Source organism: Glutamicibacter sp. BW78, assembly GCF_002332245.1.
GTDB lineage: Bacteria > Actinomycetota > Actinomycetes > Actinomycetales > Micrococcaceae > Arthrobacter_H > Arthrobacter_H rhombi_A.
This window is the reverse complement of sequence record NZ_NRGU01000011.1, coordinates 18,397-36,265: the sequence shown is the minus strand read 5'-3', so window position 1 is coordinate 36,265 and position 17,869 is coordinate 18,397. Positions and strand designations below refer to the sequence as shown.

General features: G+C 63.1%; 15 protein-coding genes. 3 read left to right on the top strand and 12 right to left on the bottom strand.

Going from position 1 to position 17,869, the window contains the following annotated elements; all coding sequences use genetic code 11:
- Positions 1–4: 4 nt before the first annotated feature.
- The 12 genes from metK to pyrR form a co-directional block, all read right to left on the bottom strand.
- Positions 5–1,210: a methionine adenosyltransferase gene (gene metK, locus CIK75_RS02040; RefSeq protein WP_096223065.1), complete on the bottom strand. Its 1,206-nt coding sequence runs from the start codon at positions 1,208–1,210 to the stop codon at positions 5–7.
- 9 nt (positions 1,211–1,219) lie between these two features.
- A complete protein-coding gene (coaBC, locus tag CIK75_RS02035; protein WP_096223064.1) occupies positions 1,220–2,488 on the bottom strand; it encodes a bifunctional phosphopantothenoylcysteine decarboxylase/phosphopantothenate--cysteine ligase CoaBC in 1,269 nt (422 codons plus the stop codon).
- An 8-nt stretch (positions 2,489–2,496) separates the two neighbouring features.
- Entirely contained in the window at positions 2,497–2,763 is a 267-nt protein-coding gene (rpoZ, locus tag CIK75_RS02030; protein ID WP_087000714.1) for a DNA-directed RNA polymerase subunit omega, read from the bottom strand.
- Positions 2,764–2,811: 48 nt separating this feature from the next.
- Entirely contained in the window at positions 2,812–3,390 is a 579-nt protein-coding gene (gmk, locus tag CIK75_RS02025) for a guanylate kinase (RefSeq protein ID WP_096223063.1), read from the bottom strand.
- Positions 3,391–3,401: 11 nt separating this feature from the next.
- Complete coding sequence (gene mihF / locus CIK75_RS02020) at positions 3,402–3,737, bottom strand: integration host factor, actinobacterial type (RefSeq protein ID WP_096223062.1); 336 nt, start codon at positions 3,735–3,737, stop codon at positions 3,402–3,404.
- 119 nt (positions 3,738–3,856) lie between these two features.
- On the bottom strand, positions 3,857–4,648 hold the full coding sequence (pyrF, locus tag CIK75_RS02015) for an orotidine-5'-phosphate decarboxylase (RefSeq protein WP_096223103.1): 792 nt from the start codon (positions 4,646–4,648) through the stop codon (positions 3,857–3,859).
- Between the two features lie 60 nt (positions 4,649–4,708).
- Positions 4,709–8,008, bottom strand: a complete 3,300-nt coding sequence (carB, locus tag CIK75_RS02010; RefSeq protein WP_087000708.1) for a carbamoyl-phosphate synthase large subunit — start codon at positions 8,006–8,008, stop codon at positions 4,709–4,711.
- Positions 8,008–9,195, bottom strand: coding sequence for a glutamine-hydrolyzing carbamoyl-phosphate synthase small subunit (gene carA, locus CIK75_RS02005; protein WP_096223061.1), 1,188 nt, complete (start codon positions 9,193–9,195; stop codon positions 8,008–8,010). Before carA ends, carB begins: the two co-directional genes overlap by 1 nt.
- The gene (locus tag CIK75_RS02000) at positions 9,192–9,737 is read right to left on the bottom strand and encodes a hypothetical protein (protein WP_241895228.1); all 546 of its coding nucleotides are present in this window, start codon (positions 9,735–9,737) and stop codon (positions 9,192–9,194) included. The genes carA and CIK75_RS02000 overlap by 4 nt, the downstream gene beginning before the upstream one ends.
- On the bottom strand, positions 9,734–11,068 hold the full coding sequence (locus CIK75_RS01995) for a dihydroorotase (RefSeq protein WP_096223060.1): 1,335 nt from the start codon (positions 11,066–11,068) through the stop codon (positions 9,734–9,736). The genes CIK75_RS02000 and CIK75_RS01995 overlap by 4 nt, the downstream gene beginning before the upstream one ends.
- Positions 11,069–11,082: 14 nt before the next feature.
- Positions 11,083–12,063 (bottom strand): aspartate carbamoyltransferase catalytic subunit, encoded by a 981-nt coding sequence (locus CIK75_RS01990; protein ID WP_087000702.1) that lies wholly within the window; start codon positions 12,061–12,063, stop codon positions 11,083–11,085.
- Positions 12,060–12,665: a bifunctional pyr operon transcriptional regulator/uracil phosphoribosyltransferase PyrR gene (gene pyrR / locus CIK75_RS01985; protein ID WP_087000700.1), complete on the bottom strand. Its 606-nt coding sequence runs from the start codon at positions 12,663–12,665 to the stop codon at positions 12,060–12,062. Before pyrR ends, CIK75_RS01990 begins: the two co-directional genes overlap by 4 nt.
- A 391-nt stretch (positions 12,666–13,056) precedes the next feature.
- Here pyrR and zorA point away from each other — a divergent pair, with 391 nt between their 5' ends.
- From zorA to CIK75_RS01970, 3 genes are all read left to right on the top strand, one after another.
- Positions 13,057–14,847: an anti-phage ZorAB system protein ZorA gene (gene zorA / locus CIK75_RS01980; RefSeq protein ID WP_096223059.1), complete on the top strand. Its 1,791-nt coding sequence runs from the start codon at positions 13,057–13,059 to the stop codon at positions 14,845–14,847.
- 73 nt (positions 14,848–14,920) lie between these two features.
- Complete coding sequence (locus tag CIK75_RS01975) at positions 14,921–15,619, top strand: OmpA family protein (protein WP_241895227.1); 699 nt, start codon at positions 14,921–14,923, stop codon at positions 15,617–15,619.
- Positions 15,620–15,694: 75 nt separating this feature from the next.
- Entirely contained in the window at positions 15,695–17,119 is a 1,425-nt protein-coding gene (locus CIK75_RS01970; RefSeq protein WP_158225861.1) for an EH signature domain-containing protein, read from the top strand.
- Positions 17,120–17,869 lie beyond the last annotated feature (750 nt).

The window sequence follows — 17,869 nt, the reverse complement described above, 5'->3', positions numbered from 1 at the left end:
CCTCCTAGAAGTTGAAGTAGTGCCGCAGCGCGTCGACGCGGTTCGTCTGCTCCCAGGTGAAGCCTGGTTCCTCTCGGCCAAAGTGGCCATGCGCTGCGGTGCGCTGGTAAATAGGTCGTTTCAGGTCAAGGTCCTCGATGATACCCAGTGGGCGCAGATCGAAGATTTCCTCGATGGCAGTGGCGATCTTCAGCGGATCCACGGTTTCGGTACCAAAGGTCTCCACATAGAGACCGACGGGCCGGGCGACACCGATGGCGTAGGCCACCTGGATTTCGGCGCGGCGTGCCAGACCTGCGGCCACCACGTTCTTGGCGATCCAACGCATGGCGTACGCTGCCGACCGGTCGACCTTGGAGGGATCCTTACCGGAGAAGGCACCACCTCCGTGGCGGGCAAAACCGCCGTAGGTGTCCACGATGATCTTGCGTCCGGTCAGCCCGGCATCTCCGACGGGACCACCAATGATGAACGGGCCCGATGGATTCAGGATGATCCGGGTATTGGTGATGTCCAGGTCGATTCCCGCCAGGACGGGGCGGACGACCAGTTCATGGAGGTCGGTCCGTAACGCTTCGAGTTCCAGTTCGCGGGCGTGCTGGGAGGAGACGACGATGGTCTCCACCGAGACCGGCACGTTCCCGTCATAGCCGATGGTGACCTGGGTTTTGCCGTCGGGACGCAAGAGTGGCTGTGAGCCGGTCTTGCGGACTTCGGTGAGCTTCTCGGATAGCCGCTGGGCCAGCCAGATGGGGGTGGGCATCAAAACCGGGGTCTCATCGGAGGCATAGCCGAACATGATGCCCTGGTCCCCCGCGCCTTGGGCGTCCCGGGGGTCCTGGCCCGTGCCTTCACGCTGTTCCCACGAGTTGAAGACGCCATCGGCAATCTCCTGGGACTGTTGGCCGATGGAGACCGAGACCCCGCAGCGGGCCCCGTCGAACCCGTTGGCCGAGGAGTCATAGCCGATGTCCAGGATCGTTTTGCGCACCAGATGCGGGATCTCGACGTAGCCTGCGGTGGTGACCTCCCCGGCGACGTGCACCAGCCCGGTGGTCACCAACGTTTCCACGGCCACCCGCGAGTTGGGGTCCTGGGCGAGCATCGCATCAAGGATGGCGTCGCTGATCTGGTCGCAGATCTTATCTGGGTGGCCTTCAGTGACGGATTCGGAGCTGAACAGGCGCAAGGCGGGATTCTGGGAAGTCACCCGATTACTCTACCGGTTCAAAAGGGTTCCCAACGTCGCGATCAGTCCGCGGGCAACCTCGTCCTTGGTCCCGGCAAACCGGGCCTCTGGGCCGCCGTCCGCGGCCAGGATGGTCACCGTGTTGTCTTCGGTACCGAAGCCGAGGGTGGTGGAGACCTCATTGACAACCAGCAGGTCACAGCCCTTTCGCGTCAGCTTGGCCCGCGCGTACTCCAGGACCGAGCCGTGGGTGTCACCGGTTTCGGCGGCGAATCCGACGATGAGGCCCGGGCCCGCGTCCGGGTTCTGCCGGCGGTGGCCGACGAGACCGGCGAGAATATCCGGGTTGCGCACCAGGGATACGGTGGGGGCCCCGTCCTCGCCCACCTTCTTGATCTTGGTGCCGGCATAATCGGCGGGCCGGAAGTCGGCGACAGCCGCCGCCATGATCACGGCGTCGGCCCCCTGGCAGGCTTCGGTGACGGCGTCGCGTAGTTCCAGTGCAGTGGAGGCGGTGCTCAGCTCGACGCCTTCGGGGACGTCGGTTTCCAAGTGGGCAGCGACCAGCCGGACGGTGGCGCCGGCAGCCAGGGCGGCCCGGGCGATGGCCGTACCTTGTTTACCCGAGGAACGGTTACCCAGGAACCGGACGGGGTCCAGGGGCTCACGGGTACCGCCGGCGGAGACGACGATGGTTCGGCCCGTCAAGGCAGTTTCACCCGAGGGGGGCGCCGCCTCCCCCGGGGGTTTTTGCTGTGTAGGTGGCGGCAGGAAGCGTTGCACTGCCGCGAAAAGGTCTTCGGCGTCGGGCAGGCGCCCCGCCCCGGTGTCCTTGCCAGTCAGACGCCCCACGGCCGGATCGATGACGGTGATCCCCCGGGAGCGCAAGGTGGCCACGTTGGCGGTGGTGGCGGCGTTCTCCCACATTCCGGTATGCATCGCCGGCGCCAGGACGACCGGCGCCCTGCTGGCCAAAACGGTGTTGGTCAGCAGGTCGTTGGCCATCCCTGCGGCGAGTCGGGCCATCAGGTCGGCGGTGGCCGGGGCGATGACGATCAGGTCCGCGTCCTGGCCGAGACGGACGTGATTGACGTCCTCCACGGCCTCGAACACGCTGGTGTGCACCGGACGCCCGGACAGGGCTTCCCACGTGGCCTTGCCGACGAACTGAAGCGAGGATTCGGTGGGAACAACATCGACCTGATGACCCGATTCGGTGAACAGGCGCAGCAGCGACGCAACTTTATAGGCGGCGATCCCGCCGCCTATACCGAGGACTATGCGCTGCTGGGCCGTCACGGGTGGTGCTACTCGGCGTCTTCGGCGGCCAACGGCTTGACCTGCAGGAGACCTTCGTTGATTTCACGCAAGGCGATGGACAGCGGCTTTTCGTTCAGCTGGGTATCGACCAGCGGGCCGACATACTCAAACAGGCCCTCATGCAGCTGCGAGTAGTAGGCGTTGATCTGGCGTGCGCGCTTGGCCGAGTTGATCACCAAGGCGTACTTGGAATCCGTGGTGGTCAGCAGCTCGTCGATCGGCGGATTGATGATGCCTTCGGTGTTCGTAGACACGAAGCCTCCAAATTCTGTGTGGTGTTCGTCGGTGCCGGTTGACCCTGACTACCGCTCGTGCGGAGTCAGGCCCATCTGGGAAACCAGCTCGTCGGCTGCACGCCGAATATCGTCGTTCACGATGGTGACGTCGAATTCGGATTCGGCAGCAAGTTCCAGTTTAGCGGTATCGAGCCGTCTTTGCTGTTCCTCCTCGGATTCGGTGCCTCGTCCGATGAGCCGGCGCACCAATTCTTCCCAACTGGGCGGGGCAAGAAAGACGAATTTTGCTTCCGGAAGCGACTCCTTGACCTGGCGGGCACCCTGCAAATCGATCTCCAACAGGACCCGGCGACCGGCGGCAACGGCTTCCTCGACCTTGGTACGAATCGTCCCGTAGCGGTTGCGCCCGTGGACCACCGCCCATTCGAGCATGTCCCCGGCTCTGACCAGTTCGTCGAAGGCCTGGGGCCCGACAAAGAAGTAGTGGACCCCATCCTGCTCGCCCGGCCGCGGGTCACGCGTCGTGGCCGAAACGGAGAGCCACACCTCAGGATAATGATCGCGAATATAGGTGGATACGGTCCCCTTGCCTACTGCTGTGGGACCGGCGAGAACGGTGACGGGCGGGTGGCTGGAAGCCGGCATGGTGTCCTTTGTTACTTTTTTGCGTGGGGCGGCGTGTCGTCGAAGTGGGACCGCAGCGCCGCCTGCTGTTTGCGGCCCAGGCCGCGGAGCCGACGATTAGCCGAGATGCCGATGCGTTCCATCAACGCAGCGGCCCTGACCGACCCGATCCCGGGAACCGACTCCAGCAGATCCGTCACGCGTAAACGTCCGACCGCCTCATCGCTCCTGGCCAGTTCAAGCAGTTCCGCAATGGTCAGCTCACCGCGACCGAAGCTGTGCTTCACTTCGGCTCGGCGCGTTCGCGAGACCAGAGCCTTGGCCCGCGCCTTCGCGCGGTCTTCCTCCGATAATGACTTCAAAACCATAGCGTAATCCCCTGCCGGCTAGGAATCTGTCGTCGCCAGGAACCGAACGCCCCTAGTGACGATGTGATCCGAACCTAGCGAACCCTGGCAGCAGGCGCAATGGGCTGAGCCGCAGATCCTCAGTCGCGCAAGGAATCCTGCACGCCGGCTGCGGCGGCACGCAGGGAGGCAACGTCGGGTCCGTGAGCCAAGATATCGCGGCTCGACGTCGGAACCAGCTGATCCCAGACGGAGCCGAACACCGCACGCAAATCTGCCGGCGTCGCCCCTTGTGCCCCCAGGCCCGGGGCGAGGATCGGTGCATGGCTGGCCTCCAAGTCGATCCCCAGTTCCCGCAGGGCTGGGCCGACGGTCGCACCGATCACCAGCCCCGTGGACCCCAGAACGGAGCCCTCGTTCTCCACGGCTGTTGCTTCGACGATCCTCCGAGCCACCGAGGCGGCCCCGCCAACATGTTGGACGCTGGCCCCCTCGGGGTTGGAGGTTAGTCCGAGCACGAAAACCCCCCGGCCAGATGAGGCTGCGAGCTCCAGGGCAGGGCGCAGCGAACCGAACCCCAGATAGGGGCTCAACGTCACGGCATCGGCTGCCAGCGGGGAGTCATCGCGGAGCCACGCATCAGCGTAGGCGGCCATGGTGGAGCCAATATCCCCGCGTTTGGCATCGGCCAAAGTGAGTAGGCCGGCCTCGGTGCAGGCGGCCAGCGTCCGTTCCAGTGCGGCCATACCGGCGGAACCGTGGCGTTCAAAGAGGGCGACCTGGGGTTTGACCAGGGCCACCTGACCCGCCATGGCCTCCACGACGGTCAGGGCGAAGCGTTCCACCCCTGCAGCACTGTCCGGTAACGACCAGTCGGCGAGGAGCCCGGGATGCGGGTCGATGCCGACGCAGAGGGGGCCGTACTGCCTCATGGCCCGCCCGAGCCGGGAGCCGAAAGGCTCCCGGCCGGCGTCGTGCTCTGCGGTCACGACTCAGACTCCCTGGCGGGAATTGTTGAGCCGTTCGGCGTGCTCCTGCAAGGAGGTGACCGACCATTCGAATTGGCGCATCGCCTGGATGGCCTGGATGGCTGCCCCGAAGGAGGCCACCGTGGTGATGACCGGGGTCCCGACCGAGGTGGCGGCCGCCCGAATCTCGTAGCCGTCGCCGCGGGCGTCGCCCCCCGAAGGGGTGTTCAGGATCATGTCGATCTTGCCGTCGGTGATCAGATCCGCGATCGTCGGTTCACCGTCCTCGGTGCCCTCCCGCACCTTGCGCACCACGGTGGCGGTGATGCCATTACGGCGCAGCACCTCGGCCGTACCTCCCGTGGAGATGATTTCGAAGCCCAGATCCGCCAGGTGTTTGACCGGCAACACGATGGAGCGCTTATCCCGGTTGGCCACCGAAACGAAGACGCGCCCATGGGTGGGCAACGGTGAATTCGCCGCAGCCTGGCTCTTGGCAAAGGCGGTATCGAAGTATTTGTCGATCCCCATCACTTCGCCGGTGGAGCGCATTTCCGGGCCCAGCAGGGAATCGACGACCCGACCCTCCGGGGTGCGGAATCGGGCGAAGGGCAGGACGGCTTCCTTCACCGAGACCGGGGCGTCGTCGGGAAGATGCGATCCGTCGCCGGTGGCGGGCAGCAGGTGATGGACCTCGCGGAGATGCTTGATCGAAACACCCGTACCGATCAGGGCCGCACCCTTGGCCAGCTGCACGCCGGTGGCCTTGGACACGAAGGGCACCGTGCGGGAAGCGCGCGGGTTGGCTTCGATGACGTAGAGCACGTCGGAGGCCAGGGCGAACTGGATGTTGATCAGTCCGCGGACCCCCACCCCGCGGGCAATGGCCAAGGTGGCCTCGGCGACCCGCGCCTGGACTTCGGTGCCCAGGGTGATCGGGGGCAGCACACAAGCAGAATCTCCCGAGTGGATGCCCGCTTCCTCCACGTGCTCCATGATTCCGCCGACGTAGATATCGGTGCCGTCATAGAGGGCGTCGACGTCGATTTCGATGGCGTCTTCGAGGAACCTGTCCACCAGCACCGGGTGGTCAACGGTGATTTCGGTGGCGTTTTCGATGTACCGGGCGAGGTTTGCCTCGTCATAGACGATTTCCATGCCGCGGCCGCCCAGCACGTAGGAGGGGCGGACCAGGACCGGGTAGCCGATCTCGTCGGCAATGCGCTTGGCGTCCTCGAAGGACACTGCTGTCCCGTTTTTCGGAGCAATGAGCCCGCCGGCGTCCAGGACCTGTTGGAAGGCGCCCCGGTGTTCGGCCAGATCGATCGCCTCCGGTGAGGTGCCCAGGATCGGCACCCCCGCGTCGGCCAGTTCCTGGGCCAGCTTCAACGGGGTCTGCCCGCCGAGCTGAACGAAGACGCCCAACACCCCACCGGTGGCCTCCTCGGCGTGGATGACCTCCAGCACGTCCTCCAGGGTCAGCGGTTCGAAGTAGAGCCGGGTGGAGATGTCGTAGTCGGTGGAGACGGTTTCGGGGTTGCAGTTGATCATGACCGTCTCATGTCCGGCTTCCCGCAGGGCCATGGTCGCGTGGACGCAGGAGTAGTCGAACTCGATGCCCTGGCCGATCCGGTTGGGCCCGGAACCCAGGATGATGATCGAGGGCTTCTCATGGAGCTCGACCTCGGTCTCCTCGTCGTAGGAGGAGTAGTGGTACGGGGTGTAGGCGGCGAATTCGGCGGCGCAGGTATCGACGGTCTTATAGACCGGCCGCACGCCCAAGGCGTGGCGAATACCGCGAACCACTGCCTCGGGGGTGTGGGTCAGTGCACCGATCTGCTCGTCGGAGAAGCCATGGCGTTTGGCCAGGCGCAGCACGTCCTCGGTGAGGGAACCGGCCTCCCGGATCTGTTCGGCGATCTCGTTGATGAGGACCAGCTGGTCCAGATACCACGGGTCGATTCCGGTGGCCTCGTAGGTTTCCTCGATGCTCGCCCCACCCAGCAGTGCCTGCTGGACCATGGCCAGCCGGCCGGTGGTGCCCACCCGGCTGCGTTCGAGCAGGCCGGGGACGTCCAGGGCGTTGGGTTTGCTGAATTCCAGTTGGGCGTCACGCTGCTCGAGTGAACGCAGTGCCTTCTGGAGGGCCTCGGTGAAGTTCCGTCCGATGGCCATGGCCTCCCCCACCGACTTCATGGTGGTGGTCAGTGTCGGATCCGCTGCCGGGAACTTCTCGAAGGCGAACCGCGGGACCTTGACCACCACATAGTCCAGGGCCGGTTCGAAGCTGGCCGGGGTCTTGCGGGTGATGTCGTTGGGGATCTCGTCCAGGGTGTATCCGAGGGAGAGTTTGGTGGCGATCTTGGCGATCGCGAAACCGGTGGCCTTCGACGCCAGCGCCGAGGAACGCGATACCCGAGGGTTCATCTCGATGACGACGACACGACCGGTATCGGGTTCGATCGCGAACTGGATGTTGCAGCCGCCGGTGTCCACCCCGACCTCACGGATGACCGCGATGGAGATGGTGCGCAGCTTCTGGTATTCCCGGTCGGTCAACGTCATGGCGGGGGCCACGGTGATGGAGTCGCCGGTGTGCACGCCCACGGGGTCGAAGTTCTCGATGGAGCAGACGACGACGACGTTGTCGTTGGCGTCGCGCATCATTTCCAGCTCGTATTCCTTCCAGCCCAGGATGGACTCCTCCAGGAGCACCTCGGAGGTTGGTGAGTACTGGATGCCGGCACCGGCGATACGGCGCAGGTCCTGCGCGTTATAGGCCATCCCCGAGCCCAGGCCTCCCATGGTGAAGGAGGGGCGGACGACGACGGGGTAGTTCAGTTCCTCGACGGCGGCAAAAGCTTCGTCCATGGAGTGCACGATGATGGACTTCGCCGACTCGGCACCACAGCGTTCGACGACACCCTTGAACTTCTCGCGGTCCTCGCCGAGTTCGATGGCCTCGATGTTCGCGCCGATGAGTTCGACGTTATAGCGCTGTAGTGCCCCCGACTTATCCAGGGCGATGGCAGTGTTCAGGGCGGTCTGCCCGCCCAAGGTCGGCAGGACGGCGTCGGGGCGTTCCTTGGCGATGATCTTTTCCACCACCTCGGGGGTGATGGGTTCGATGTAGGTCGCGTCGGCGAACTCCGGGTCGGTCATGATGGTGGCCGGGTTCGAGTTGACCAGGATGACCCGCAGGCCTTCCTCGCGCAGCACGCGCAGGGCCTGGGTTCCGGAGTAGTCGAATTCGGCGGCCTGTCCGATGACGATCGGGCCCGACCCGATGACCAGGACTGACTTGAGGTCTTCGCGCTTGGGCATTAGTTCTCTTCCTTGGAGTTCGTGGAGTGGGCGCCGTTGGCGGCCATCAGGTCAAAAAAGCGGTCAAAGAGGTAGGCGGAATCGTGGGGTCCGGCAGCCGCCTCGGGGTGGTATTGGACGGAGAACGCCGGAAGGTCGAGGCAGTGCAGTCCCTCCACGACGTCGTCGTTCAAGGAGACATGGGACACTTCGACGCGACCGTATTTCTGCTCGGGGGCCTGGAAGGCGCCCCCGCGGGGTGCGTCGACCGCGAAGCCGTGGTTTTGGCTGGTGATCTCCACCTTCCCGGTGGACAGGTCCATGACCGGCTGGTTGATGCCGCGGTGCCCGTAGCGCAGTTTATAGGTCCCGAAGCCCAGCGCCCGGCCCAGGATCTGGTTGCCGAAGCAGATGCCGAAGTACGGGATCCGCGCGTCGAGCACCCGGCGCAGGGTGGCCACCTGGTCGGTGGCGGTGGCCGGGTCCCCTGGCCCGTTGGAGATGAACACGCCATCAGGATTCAATGCGGTGATGTCCTCGAAGCTGCTGGTCGCGGGGATCACGTGCACGCGCAGTCCCCGCTCGGCCAGCCGTTCCGGGGTGGTGGATTTGATGCCCAGGTCGATGGCGGCAATGGTGAACCGCGGTTCGCCCTGCCAACCGTAGTCGGCAGGTTCGACGGTGTAGGCGGTTTTCGCGCTGACCTCCTCGGCCAGCTGGGAGCCCTCCATCGATTCCTGTTCGGCGACCCGGGCGACGAGTTCGGCATCGGTGGCCGCTGCGTCGTCCCCGGAGAAGATGCCCGCCTTCATGGCTCCGCGTTCGCGCAGGTGCCGGGTGATGGCCCGGGTGTCGACCCCCTGGATGCCCACGATGCCCTGCCGGATGAGTTCATCGTCCAGCGTGCCTTCGGAACGCCAGTTGGAGGGGCGGCGGGCCGCGTCACGGACAACGTAGCCGGCAGCCCAGATGCGATCGGATTCGTTGTCCTCGACGTTGATTCCCGTATTGCCGATATGGGGTGCCGTCTGGACGATGAGCTGGCGGGCGTAGGAGGGGTCGGTGAGGGTCTCCTGGTAGCCGGTCATGCCGGTGGTGAAGACTGCCTCTCCCAAGGTGGTGCCGCCGGCGCCATAGGCGCGGCCGCGGAAGATCCGGCCGTCCTCCAGGACCAGTACTGCCGGTTCGGGGGTGGTGTTGACGCTCATGGCTTGTCCTTCTTCGGTGCTGTGCGGTCATCGGTGGGCGCGGGGGCGCCGTGATCGGGGATCAAAGTTTCTGCTGCGGAGACCAGGGTGGCCATATCCTCGGCGGCGCGCGGCCGGAAGCCGGTATCGACGTCGTGCTCTCCCAGCCGCCAGCCCAGGACCAGCAGGCCACCGGATTCGACGAATTTGCCGGCCATTCCGGATTCCCTGCGGACCGATTCCAGGTCGGCGGCGGGGATGAACACATCGGGGGCTCCGCTGCGGGAGAACAGGACGCCCTCGGGGTGCAGGGAGAGTTCGGCGTTGGATTTCATGCCCAGACCGTGGACGCTGATGCGGTCCAACCAGTCCCCCGCCGTGGTGGTGCACACGTATTGTCCGACGGCTTCGGCCAGCGGCGCATTCAATGCTGCCGGGGTTGCCACGGGGGCGGTGATATCTGCTTGGCGGCCTTGGCGGTGACGCCAGCCGAGGCGCATCAGCAGGATCGCGACGGCGGCGATCACGACCAGGCCGATGAGGTAGGGGACGTATTCGCTCATGCTGGGACTCCGGTATAGGGCCGAGGGGTGGCCAAGGCGCCGTCCAGGACGGTGGGGTGGCCGTGGAAAAACGTGGCGCGCACGCTGCCGGGCAGTTCCATCCCAGCGAACGGCGAATTCCTGCCCTTGGTGGACATGGTGGTGGGGTCCACCGTCCAGCGTGCTGCCGGGTCCACGAGGATCAGGTTGGCCGGTTCCCCGAGCGCCAGCGGCCGGCCTTGGTCGCCCAGCCGGCCGATCAGTGCCGGGGTGGTCGAGGTGATGCGGGCGACATCCGCCCACGTCATCATCCCGGTTTCGACCAGGGTGTGTTGGACGACCGAGAGCGCCGTTTCCAGCCCGGTCATCCCCATGGCTGCCTGCGCCCATTCGCAATCCTTGGCCTCCGAGGGGTGCGGGGCGTGGTCGGTGCCGATGATGTCGATGGTCCCGTCGGCCAGACCGGCCCGCAACGCCATGACATCGGCTTCGCGGCGCAGCGGCGGGTTGACCTTGTAGACGGGGTCGTAGCTGCGCACCATTTCGTCGGTGAGCAGCAGGTGGTGCGGGGTCGCTTCGGCGGTGACATTGATGCCCAGGGATTTGGCCCAGCGGATGATTTCCACCGACCCGGCGGTGGAGACGTGGCAGACGTGCAGGCGCGAGCCGACATGCTGGGCCAGCAGGACGTCGCGGGCGATGATCGATTCCTCGGCCACCGCTGGCCAGCCGGCCAGACCCAGCACTGCCGAGACCTCGCCTTCGTTCATTTGGGCGCCCTCGGTCAGCCGGGGTTCCTGGGCGTGCTGGGCAATCACCCCGTCGAAGGCCTTCACGTATTCCAGTGCCCGGCGCATCAGCACCGGATCCCAGACGCAGATCCCGTCGTCGGAGAAGACCCGGACGCGGGCCCTGGAATCGGCCATGGCCCCGATCTCCGAAAGTCGTTCCCCGGCGAGACCGACGGTGACGGCGCCGACGGGCCGCACATCGACCCAGCCGCTGCGCTGACCCAGATTATGGACTTGTTCCACGACGCCCGCGGTATCGGCCACCGGGGTGGAATTGGCCATGGCGTGCACCGCAGTGAATCCGCCGCGGGCCGCCGCCCGGGTGCCGGTTTCGACGGTTTCTGCGTCTTCGCGGCCGGGTTCGCGCAGATGGGTGTGCAGGTCGACCATGCCCGGCAGGGCGATCAGGCCGGTTGCTTCGATGACTTCTGCTGTGTTTGCTGCTTCGTGGGTTCCCGCGTCGGCGCCGATGGCGGCGATACGGCCGTCAATCAGCAGCAGATCGGAGGCTTCCCCGCCGGCGAGGCTCGCCCCACGGATGAGGTAGGTGGTGGTGCTCATGTGATTCTCGATTCTCAGAGGGAGCCCGGTTGCTGCGGGTCCGCGGAAAGCAGGAGGTACAGGACGGCCATGCGTACGGCGACGCCGTTGCTGACCTGTTCCAGCACGGTGGAGCGGGGTGAGTCGGCGGCGGCCGAGGAGATCTCCAACCCGCGGTTCATCGGTCCGGGGTGCAGGATGATCGTCTCCCGGCCCGGCTGCGCGTCCAGTGCCGCCAGGCGGGCGTCGTCGAAACCCCAGATGCGCGAGTATTCGCGGGTGCTGGGGAAGAAGGAGGCGTGCTGGCGTTCGGCCTGTAGACGCAGCATCATCACCGCATCCGCCCCCGCGGCCAGGGTGGCGTCGAGGTCGTAGCTGATGGTGCACGGCCAGGCGGCGGCGCCGACCGGCAGCAGGGTGGGTGGTGCGACCAGGGTGACCTCGGCCCCCAGGGTGCGCAGCAGCCACAGGTTCGAACGGGCCACCCGCGAATGCAGGATGTCTCCGACGATGACCACGCGCATCCCGGTCAGGTCCGAGCCGGTGGATTCCACGCCCTGGACCTTCGCCCAGTGGTTGCGCAGCGTGAACGCATCCAGCAGGGCCTGGGTGGGGTGTTCGTGGGTTCCGTCTCCGGCGTTGACCACGGGGGCATCGATCCAGCCGGCGGCTGCCAACCGGGCCGGGGCGCCGGAGGAACCGTGGCGGATGACCACCCCATCGGCACCAATGGCTTTCAACGTCTGTGCGGTGTCCTTCAGGGATTCTCCCTTGGACACCGAGGAGCCCTTGGCGGAGAAGTTGATGACATCGGCCGAGAGCCGTTTGGCGGCGGCTTCGAAGGAGATCCGGGTGCGGGTGGAGTCCTCGAAGAACAGGTTCACGATGGTGCGTCCGCGCAAAGCGGGCAACTTCTTGACCTCACGGGTGCCCACGGCGGCCATGTCTTCGGCGATGTCCAGGATCCGGATGGCGTCGGCGCGGGCCAGGTCGGCGGTGGAGAGCAGATGCCTCATGCGCGGGACTCGATGACGACGTCGTTCACTGGTTCACCGTGGGCGCTGTCCAATTCACCCAGGCGGACCCTCACCTTTTCGGAGGAGGCGGTGGGCAGGTTCTTGCCCACATGGTCGGCACGGATCGGCAATTCGCGGTGGCCCCGGTCCACCAGCACTGCCAGGCGGACGATACGCGGCCTGCCCAGATCGGAGAGGGCGTCCAGGGCGGCGCGGATGGTTCGCCCCGAGTAGAGCACGTCGTCGACCAGGACCACGACCTTGCCGTCGATGCCGCCGGCCGGCAGTTTCGTGGGCAGCGGGGTGCGGGTGGTGGAATGGCGCAGATCGTCCCGGTACATGGTGATATCGAGTTGACCGGTGATCGCTGCGGGATTGGTGCTCGGTTCGGCGCGGGCAATGCGTTCCGCGAGCCGCTGCGCCAAGGGGAAGCCGCGGGTGGGAATACCCAGCAAAACCAGGTCCTCGGTGCCCTTATTGGCTTCAATGATTTCATGGGCGATGCGGGTGAGCGCCCGCGAGATGTCGGCTTCTGAAAGTACTGTGCGAACGCTGGTGGGACCGGTGGACCCGGTCTCGTCGGTGGCGCCGTAGGTTTCCATGATGCCGCCTCCTTCCCCGCCTCACTGGACGGAATTTAAAGGGTGACTGCTCGATCAAAATTACCACAGGAGGACGACGGCTCTCGCCCCGGGGAAGCTGCGTGACCTAGCTGCCTCGGGAGGCGTTGATCACGGGTCGTCTCTGGCCCGTCAAACTCGCACGATCCCGCCGTGTGAAGCCCTCCAGGTTGATCTCGTCAAGTGAGGTGATTCAAAGACACCCAGAAGTCCTCGGAAGCCTCGACAACTTCGGTAGGCATTTCACCGCTGCTCATTGGAACATCAGTTTTATGGGGTGACGTGCTGAGAGTAGAGTCGATGTCCTAACTTGTTACGCGTCGCTTCCTTGTTCACGTGATGTTGCTCGGCAGCGCTTAGGGGGGGAAACATCATGTTGCCTAGTGCAGCCCAAATTCACTCTGCCAGCACCATCAATCTCTTGGGTCTAGACCTGACACCCGTGGCATTCTGGGTGCTGATCTGCTTCGTCCTCGTCTTGGCCGGATGCTTTACCTGGTTCGGTTATTCACTCAGACGTGGACAAAAGAAAGCTCGCCGACGGATTCGCCAGCTCGAGACCATCCTTTCCCCACTGAGCGACGAGAACCTCGTTGCCATGCGACAGTCTGCCTTGGATACGGCCCGTGCCCTCCGGGAATCCTCTCGTGCCGCTCCTGAAGCGTGGATGGAATTCGACGAGTCCCTGGTGGAGTCCCCGGACCGCCGCCGCCTCTTCAACACAGTGGATGCCGAATATTTCTTCGATACCGAAACGCTGGCCGGCGAAGTACTACACAACCGCATCCAGAAATTCCTCCCTTCAGCCCTGACTGCTTTGGGCGTGCTGGGAACCTTCGTGGGATTGGTTGCGGGTCTCTGGGGGCTGGACCTGGGCAGCGACGCCGACAGTAGCGAATTGAGGTCCGGTGTCGGAGATCTGATCTCCGGAGCCTCCTTGGCGTTCCTGACCTCGATTCTTGGGGTATCTCTCAGTCTGGCGGCAAATATGTGGGGTAATCATGTTGCCAATCAGGTGTCCCAGGACGTCAAGAAGATCCAGGAACGGATCGATCATCTTTTTAGCCGGCATACGGCTGAACGGTCTCTCATCGAGATCGAGCGCAATTCCGTAGACTCGAACACTGCTTTACAGGAGCTTCACGAAAAGATCGGTGTCGAGCTGCAACGAGCCGTGACCGGCCTGTCCCAAGATATGCAGGCGGCGGTGACGGCTGCCCTCGAATCCTCAGTCACTCCGGCCATGGCGCAGATCAGCGAATCGGCATCGAAGCAGTCAACCGAAGTCTTCGAGCACCTGGTGGGAAAGTTCGCGTCTTCCTTTGAGGACATCGGCAATCGCCAGGCACAGCAAATGGGGGAAGCCGCCAGCAATGTCGGGGCATCCCTAGGGGCCATGAGCGGTGAATTCAGCACAATGATGGAGCGACTTTCGTCCAAGGTCGACGGCATCATGGAAAAAAGCGGGGAACAGTCCGAGGCCTCCCAAAAGCGTTTGGAGGAGTTGATGCTGGCCATGTCGCAGCAACGAACCCATACCGAAGAGGTGGTCGCCATTCTGGCTGAAACTGTTGATGCCGCCGGTCTGACGATGAAGACTTCCTCGCAACACTTGCAGAGTGCGTCACGGGATCTCGAAAAATCGGCGAATGCCTTCACCGACGCCTCCTCGACTATTGGTGAGCGGACGACGGCCTCCGCAGAGCTTTTGGACTCCTCCACCAAAAAACTGATTGAAACGGTGGATCGTCAACAAGCAATCGCCGATACCTTTGCCCAGCAGCACGAACAGCTGGAGCGACTGCACGGTCACCTGCAGGAGGCCGGCCAGTCATTGACCGAGGCGGCTGCAACGTCCCGGGACGGGTTTACAGCCCTCGAGCAGCACCAAACCTCCTATCTGAAGGCCCTACACACAGAATTCGAAGACCTCACGAACGGCTTGTCGACCCGTCTGGAAGCAACACAGGACTCCATGCGTGGGTGGCTCAATGAGTACTCGACCGCCGTCTCCGAACACACGCAAAAACGGTTCGAGGAATGGAACGCCCAGAGCCAAGCGTACGCATCCCAGATGCTCCGTACCGCGCAAGGTCTGCAAGACACTTTGGAGGAAATCGACGAGTTGAGGGGGCGTGTGAAGAATGGCGTTCACACGGCGTAGACCTCGGAGTGAGTCGAACCAGGAGGGCGAGTCGTTTTGGATTTCCTTTTCCGACCTGATGTCGGCCTTGGTCATGATCTTCATCCTGGCGGTGGTGGTCTTGGTGCTGCAGCTATCGGAAAAGCAACACGAGCTCACTGTGCAACAAGACAAGGTCCAAGTTCAGCAAGATCGCTTCAATGACCAGGTCTCGACGCTCAGGGAAGCGGAAGTGGTTCGAAAGGACATGCTGGAGGAAATGCAAAAGACCCTCAAGGATCGCGGTATCGATGTCCTCATCACGGAGAACAACTCGGTGTTGAGCATTCCCAGCGAAAAGCTGGGATTTGCTGCGGCATCCTACGATATTGACGACGAATTCAAGGGGGTGGCCATGTCCATCGGCTCCGTTATTTCGGGGAGCATCCAGACCGATGACCGCATGAAGTTCCTGGACACGGTCTTCGTCGAGGGCCACACCGATAATGTCCGGTTCAAGGGCCTGGAGGGCACGGGCAACTGGGGCCTTTCCACATTCCGGGCTATTTCGCTATGGTCACTGTGGGACGAGGAACTGCCGCCCACCTTGAATTTGGGAAAACTCCAGAACCAAAACAGCCAACTGCTTTTTTCTGTCTCGGGCTATGGCCAAAGCCGTCCGGTCGCCTCCCAACAGGACAATGATGAAAAACGTGCGGCCAACCGGCGCATCGATATTCGATTCACGATCGTCCGGCCCGATGCGGAGGATCTGCTCAATATCAGCAAGAGTCTCGACAAGGCTGGGAAGTAGATGTTTGGGCCCGCCCCTACCCCGGAACTGTTCAGTCCTTCGTCTCGGGCGGCAGCAGCCGAAGGCTGGGAACAGTTGTCCAGCCGCGCCACCGAATTATCGCGCAGTGCCACTGCTGGGGTCGGGATTGCCCGAGTCCTGGGCCGCGCCAGGGAGATCCTGCTGCGCGGCGACGGGGAGGAAATTGCGGCCGCCCTGGAGGAGAAAAAGATGGGGCGGGCATTCATCACTCTGTGGAACGATGAACCGCATATGGCAACTTCCACGTTGCGGGCGGCACCGTTGGAAATGCTCGCCAATTCGCCGCATCGGCTCTCTCGTATGGCCACAGCAGGGCTGCTGATGGTTCATCTGCGCTATTTCTCCCGGTTGGATCATTGGCAGCCCGGCCTGCTGGCTGCACTGAGTAGCTTGATCACCTATGCCGTTGCCCAGCTTGAATCGAAGCCAACACGGCGCGATGCCATTGAATATGTTCGTAGCCATGCCGACCTGGTACTGGACACCACAGCGCCGGAAACGGTCGCCCGGAACCTGATCCAGAACGGGAGAAGCCTGGATGACTTCCTGGACGAGGCTGGCCTACCAGGCTTCGACGGTGGTGACTACGGTGAGCAAATCCGGTTGTGGTATTACATCCAGCAGATCCACGAGGCGGACCCCACCGCAGATCATGACTTCCTGACCGAGTTGACCCGGTCGTCAGTGTTTAAGGCCCCGGTTCAGGATGGATATTTCGGACATAAGATCCTTCAGGCCATGGCCGATAAGAACCAGAAACCTGGTCCGGCCTGGCTAGATACCATCCTGACCATCGCCAAAGACCCCCGGCTGGAACACACCAGTGACTGGTTCGAATGGTGGAAACCCCTTCCCCAGTGGTGCATCGACCGCGTCAAATCGTGGCTTAGTGCCCAGGATCTGGGCCTGTTTCTGGCAGCCGTTGAAGAATATGGCATCCGTTCCGGCCAAGAAGATCTCCAACGCATGTTCCCCGGAAGGAAGGCCTTCCTCGAGGGACTTCTCGGGCTGGGCCTCATCAAAGAGACCCGGCTGATCCTTGGCAATCAAGCGCACCAGTATGTCCATGAGCGACTGGGGAAGTCGCTGCGCTCGGATATTGCCATGTTGAAACAGGAGTCGCAAAAATCCATCATCTTCGTGGACTGCGGCGATTTCCACTTGGTCGAAGGTTCGCACAATTTCCGGTTGTGGGTCTACGTCGGCAAACCTGCCCAAGCGCTGAAGGACCGCAGGAAGACGACGTTCACTCCGGGATTCCTCCGCGCAGACATCCCTCGGAACTTCCTCCACACAAATGTTGCACCTGCCGCGTATGTTGATATCACCCATCAGGGTTCCGAAAACGGTACTTGGCAGTTCAAAGCAATGGACTTCCTGATTGATCACGATATTTGGTTGCCGGAGAAGAAACTTCTCGATCCCCACACCTACAGAAACTATGCGGTGCGATTCGGTATCAGACGTCCAGCCAAATAGCGGCTCATAGGGCGCCAATAAAAGGAGGATCAGATGGGCTTGCTCGATATGATCAGGCGACGCAAGAATGGGACGGATTCGGGTCCCACTATGGTGGACTCTTCTGACACTGCGGGACTTGATGTTCAGATGGATGAATCAGGTGCGACGTGGACGACGAGTCAAGATAACTTGGCTGTCTTGGATGCCGGTGGCGGTAGCGGAACGCTCGCAGACCAGTTCATTGTCTTGTCCATGCTGGAAGAAACTGGTAGCGCCCTCCACCTACCAGGATTGGGGTTTTCGGTTCCAACGGAAGACATTGCCCGGCTCGGAGACGATGTTGCAGAAATTCTTGCTCTGCCACCGACGTTTTCTGATCTATTCAGTGTTGACCGGCGAAGCAACACCACCTCCGCATCCTTTGGGATTTCGGTTCGCGTCTTGCGGGGAGAACATCCAGAACCCTATACCCGGACTGGTGCCTTTCTCCAGGTTGCCGATAGCTGCTACAGACTGACCAGCCCGGTCTTGCATGCTCTTGAGGCCATAGATTCCCACGAAGCGATGGGAGCGGAGGATCGTGGTGAGATCGCCAACGTTCGTCTCATTGCTCAATTACAGAAAGCGCAACGTGAGGCCAGTAGCTTCCGCCCCAACAATCTCGACGACGACGTCTATGACCCCCCCACCGGAAGGTGTCGCTTTCCCACTGGATCTTGGTTACTTCCAACGTTTTCAAACGAGTACGCCCGAAAAGGTAGGACTCAC

What these genes read in the sequence shown, in the direction of transcription:
- gmk (WP_096223063.1), bottom strand. Translation starts at nt 3,390, where the DNA reads ATGCCGGCTTCCAGCCACCCGCCCGTCACCGTTCTCGCCGGTCCCACA.
- mihF (WP_096223062.1), bottom strand. Translation starts at nt 3,737, where the DNA reads ATGGTTTTGAAGTCATTATCGGAGGAAGACCGCGCGAAGGCGCGGGCC.
- pyrF (WP_096223103.1), bottom strand. Translation starts at nt 4,648, where the DNA reads ATGAGGCAGTACGGCCCCCTCTGCGTCGGCATCGACCCGCATCCCGGG.
- carB (WP_087000708.1), bottom strand. Translation starts at nt 8,008, where the DNA reads ATGCCCAAGCGCGAAGACCTCAAGTCAGTCCTGGTCATCGGGTCGGGC.
- carA (WP_096223061.1), bottom strand. Translation starts at nt 9,195, where the DNA reads ATGAGCGTCAACACCACCCCCGAACCGGCAGTACTGGTCCTGGAGGAC.
- CIK75_RS02000 (WP_241895228.1), bottom strand. Translation starts at nt 9,737, where the DNA reads ATGAGCGAATACGTCCCCTACCTCATCGGCCTGGTCGTGATCGCCGCC.
- CIK75_RS01995 (WP_096223060.1), bottom strand. Translation starts at nt 11,068, where the DNA reads ATGAGCACCACCACCTACCTCATCCGTGGGGCGAGCCTCGCCGGCGGG.
- CIK75_RS01990 (WP_087000702.1), bottom strand. Translation starts at nt 12,063, where the DNA reads ATGAGGCATCTGCTCTCCACCGCCGACCTGGCCCGCGCCGACGCCATC.
- pyrR (WP_087000700.1), bottom strand. Translation starts at nt 12,665, where the DNA reads ATGGAAACCTACGGCGCCACCGACGAGACCGGGTCCACCGGTCCCACC.
- zorA (WP_096223059.1), top strand. Translation starts at nt 13,057, where the DNA reads ATGTTGCCTAGTGCAGCCCAAATTCACTCTGCCAGCACCATCAATCTC.
- CIK75_RS01975 (WP_241895227.1), top strand. Translation starts at nt 14,921, where the DNA reads ATGATCTTCATCCTGGCGGTGGTGGTCTTGGTGCTGCAGCTATCGGAA.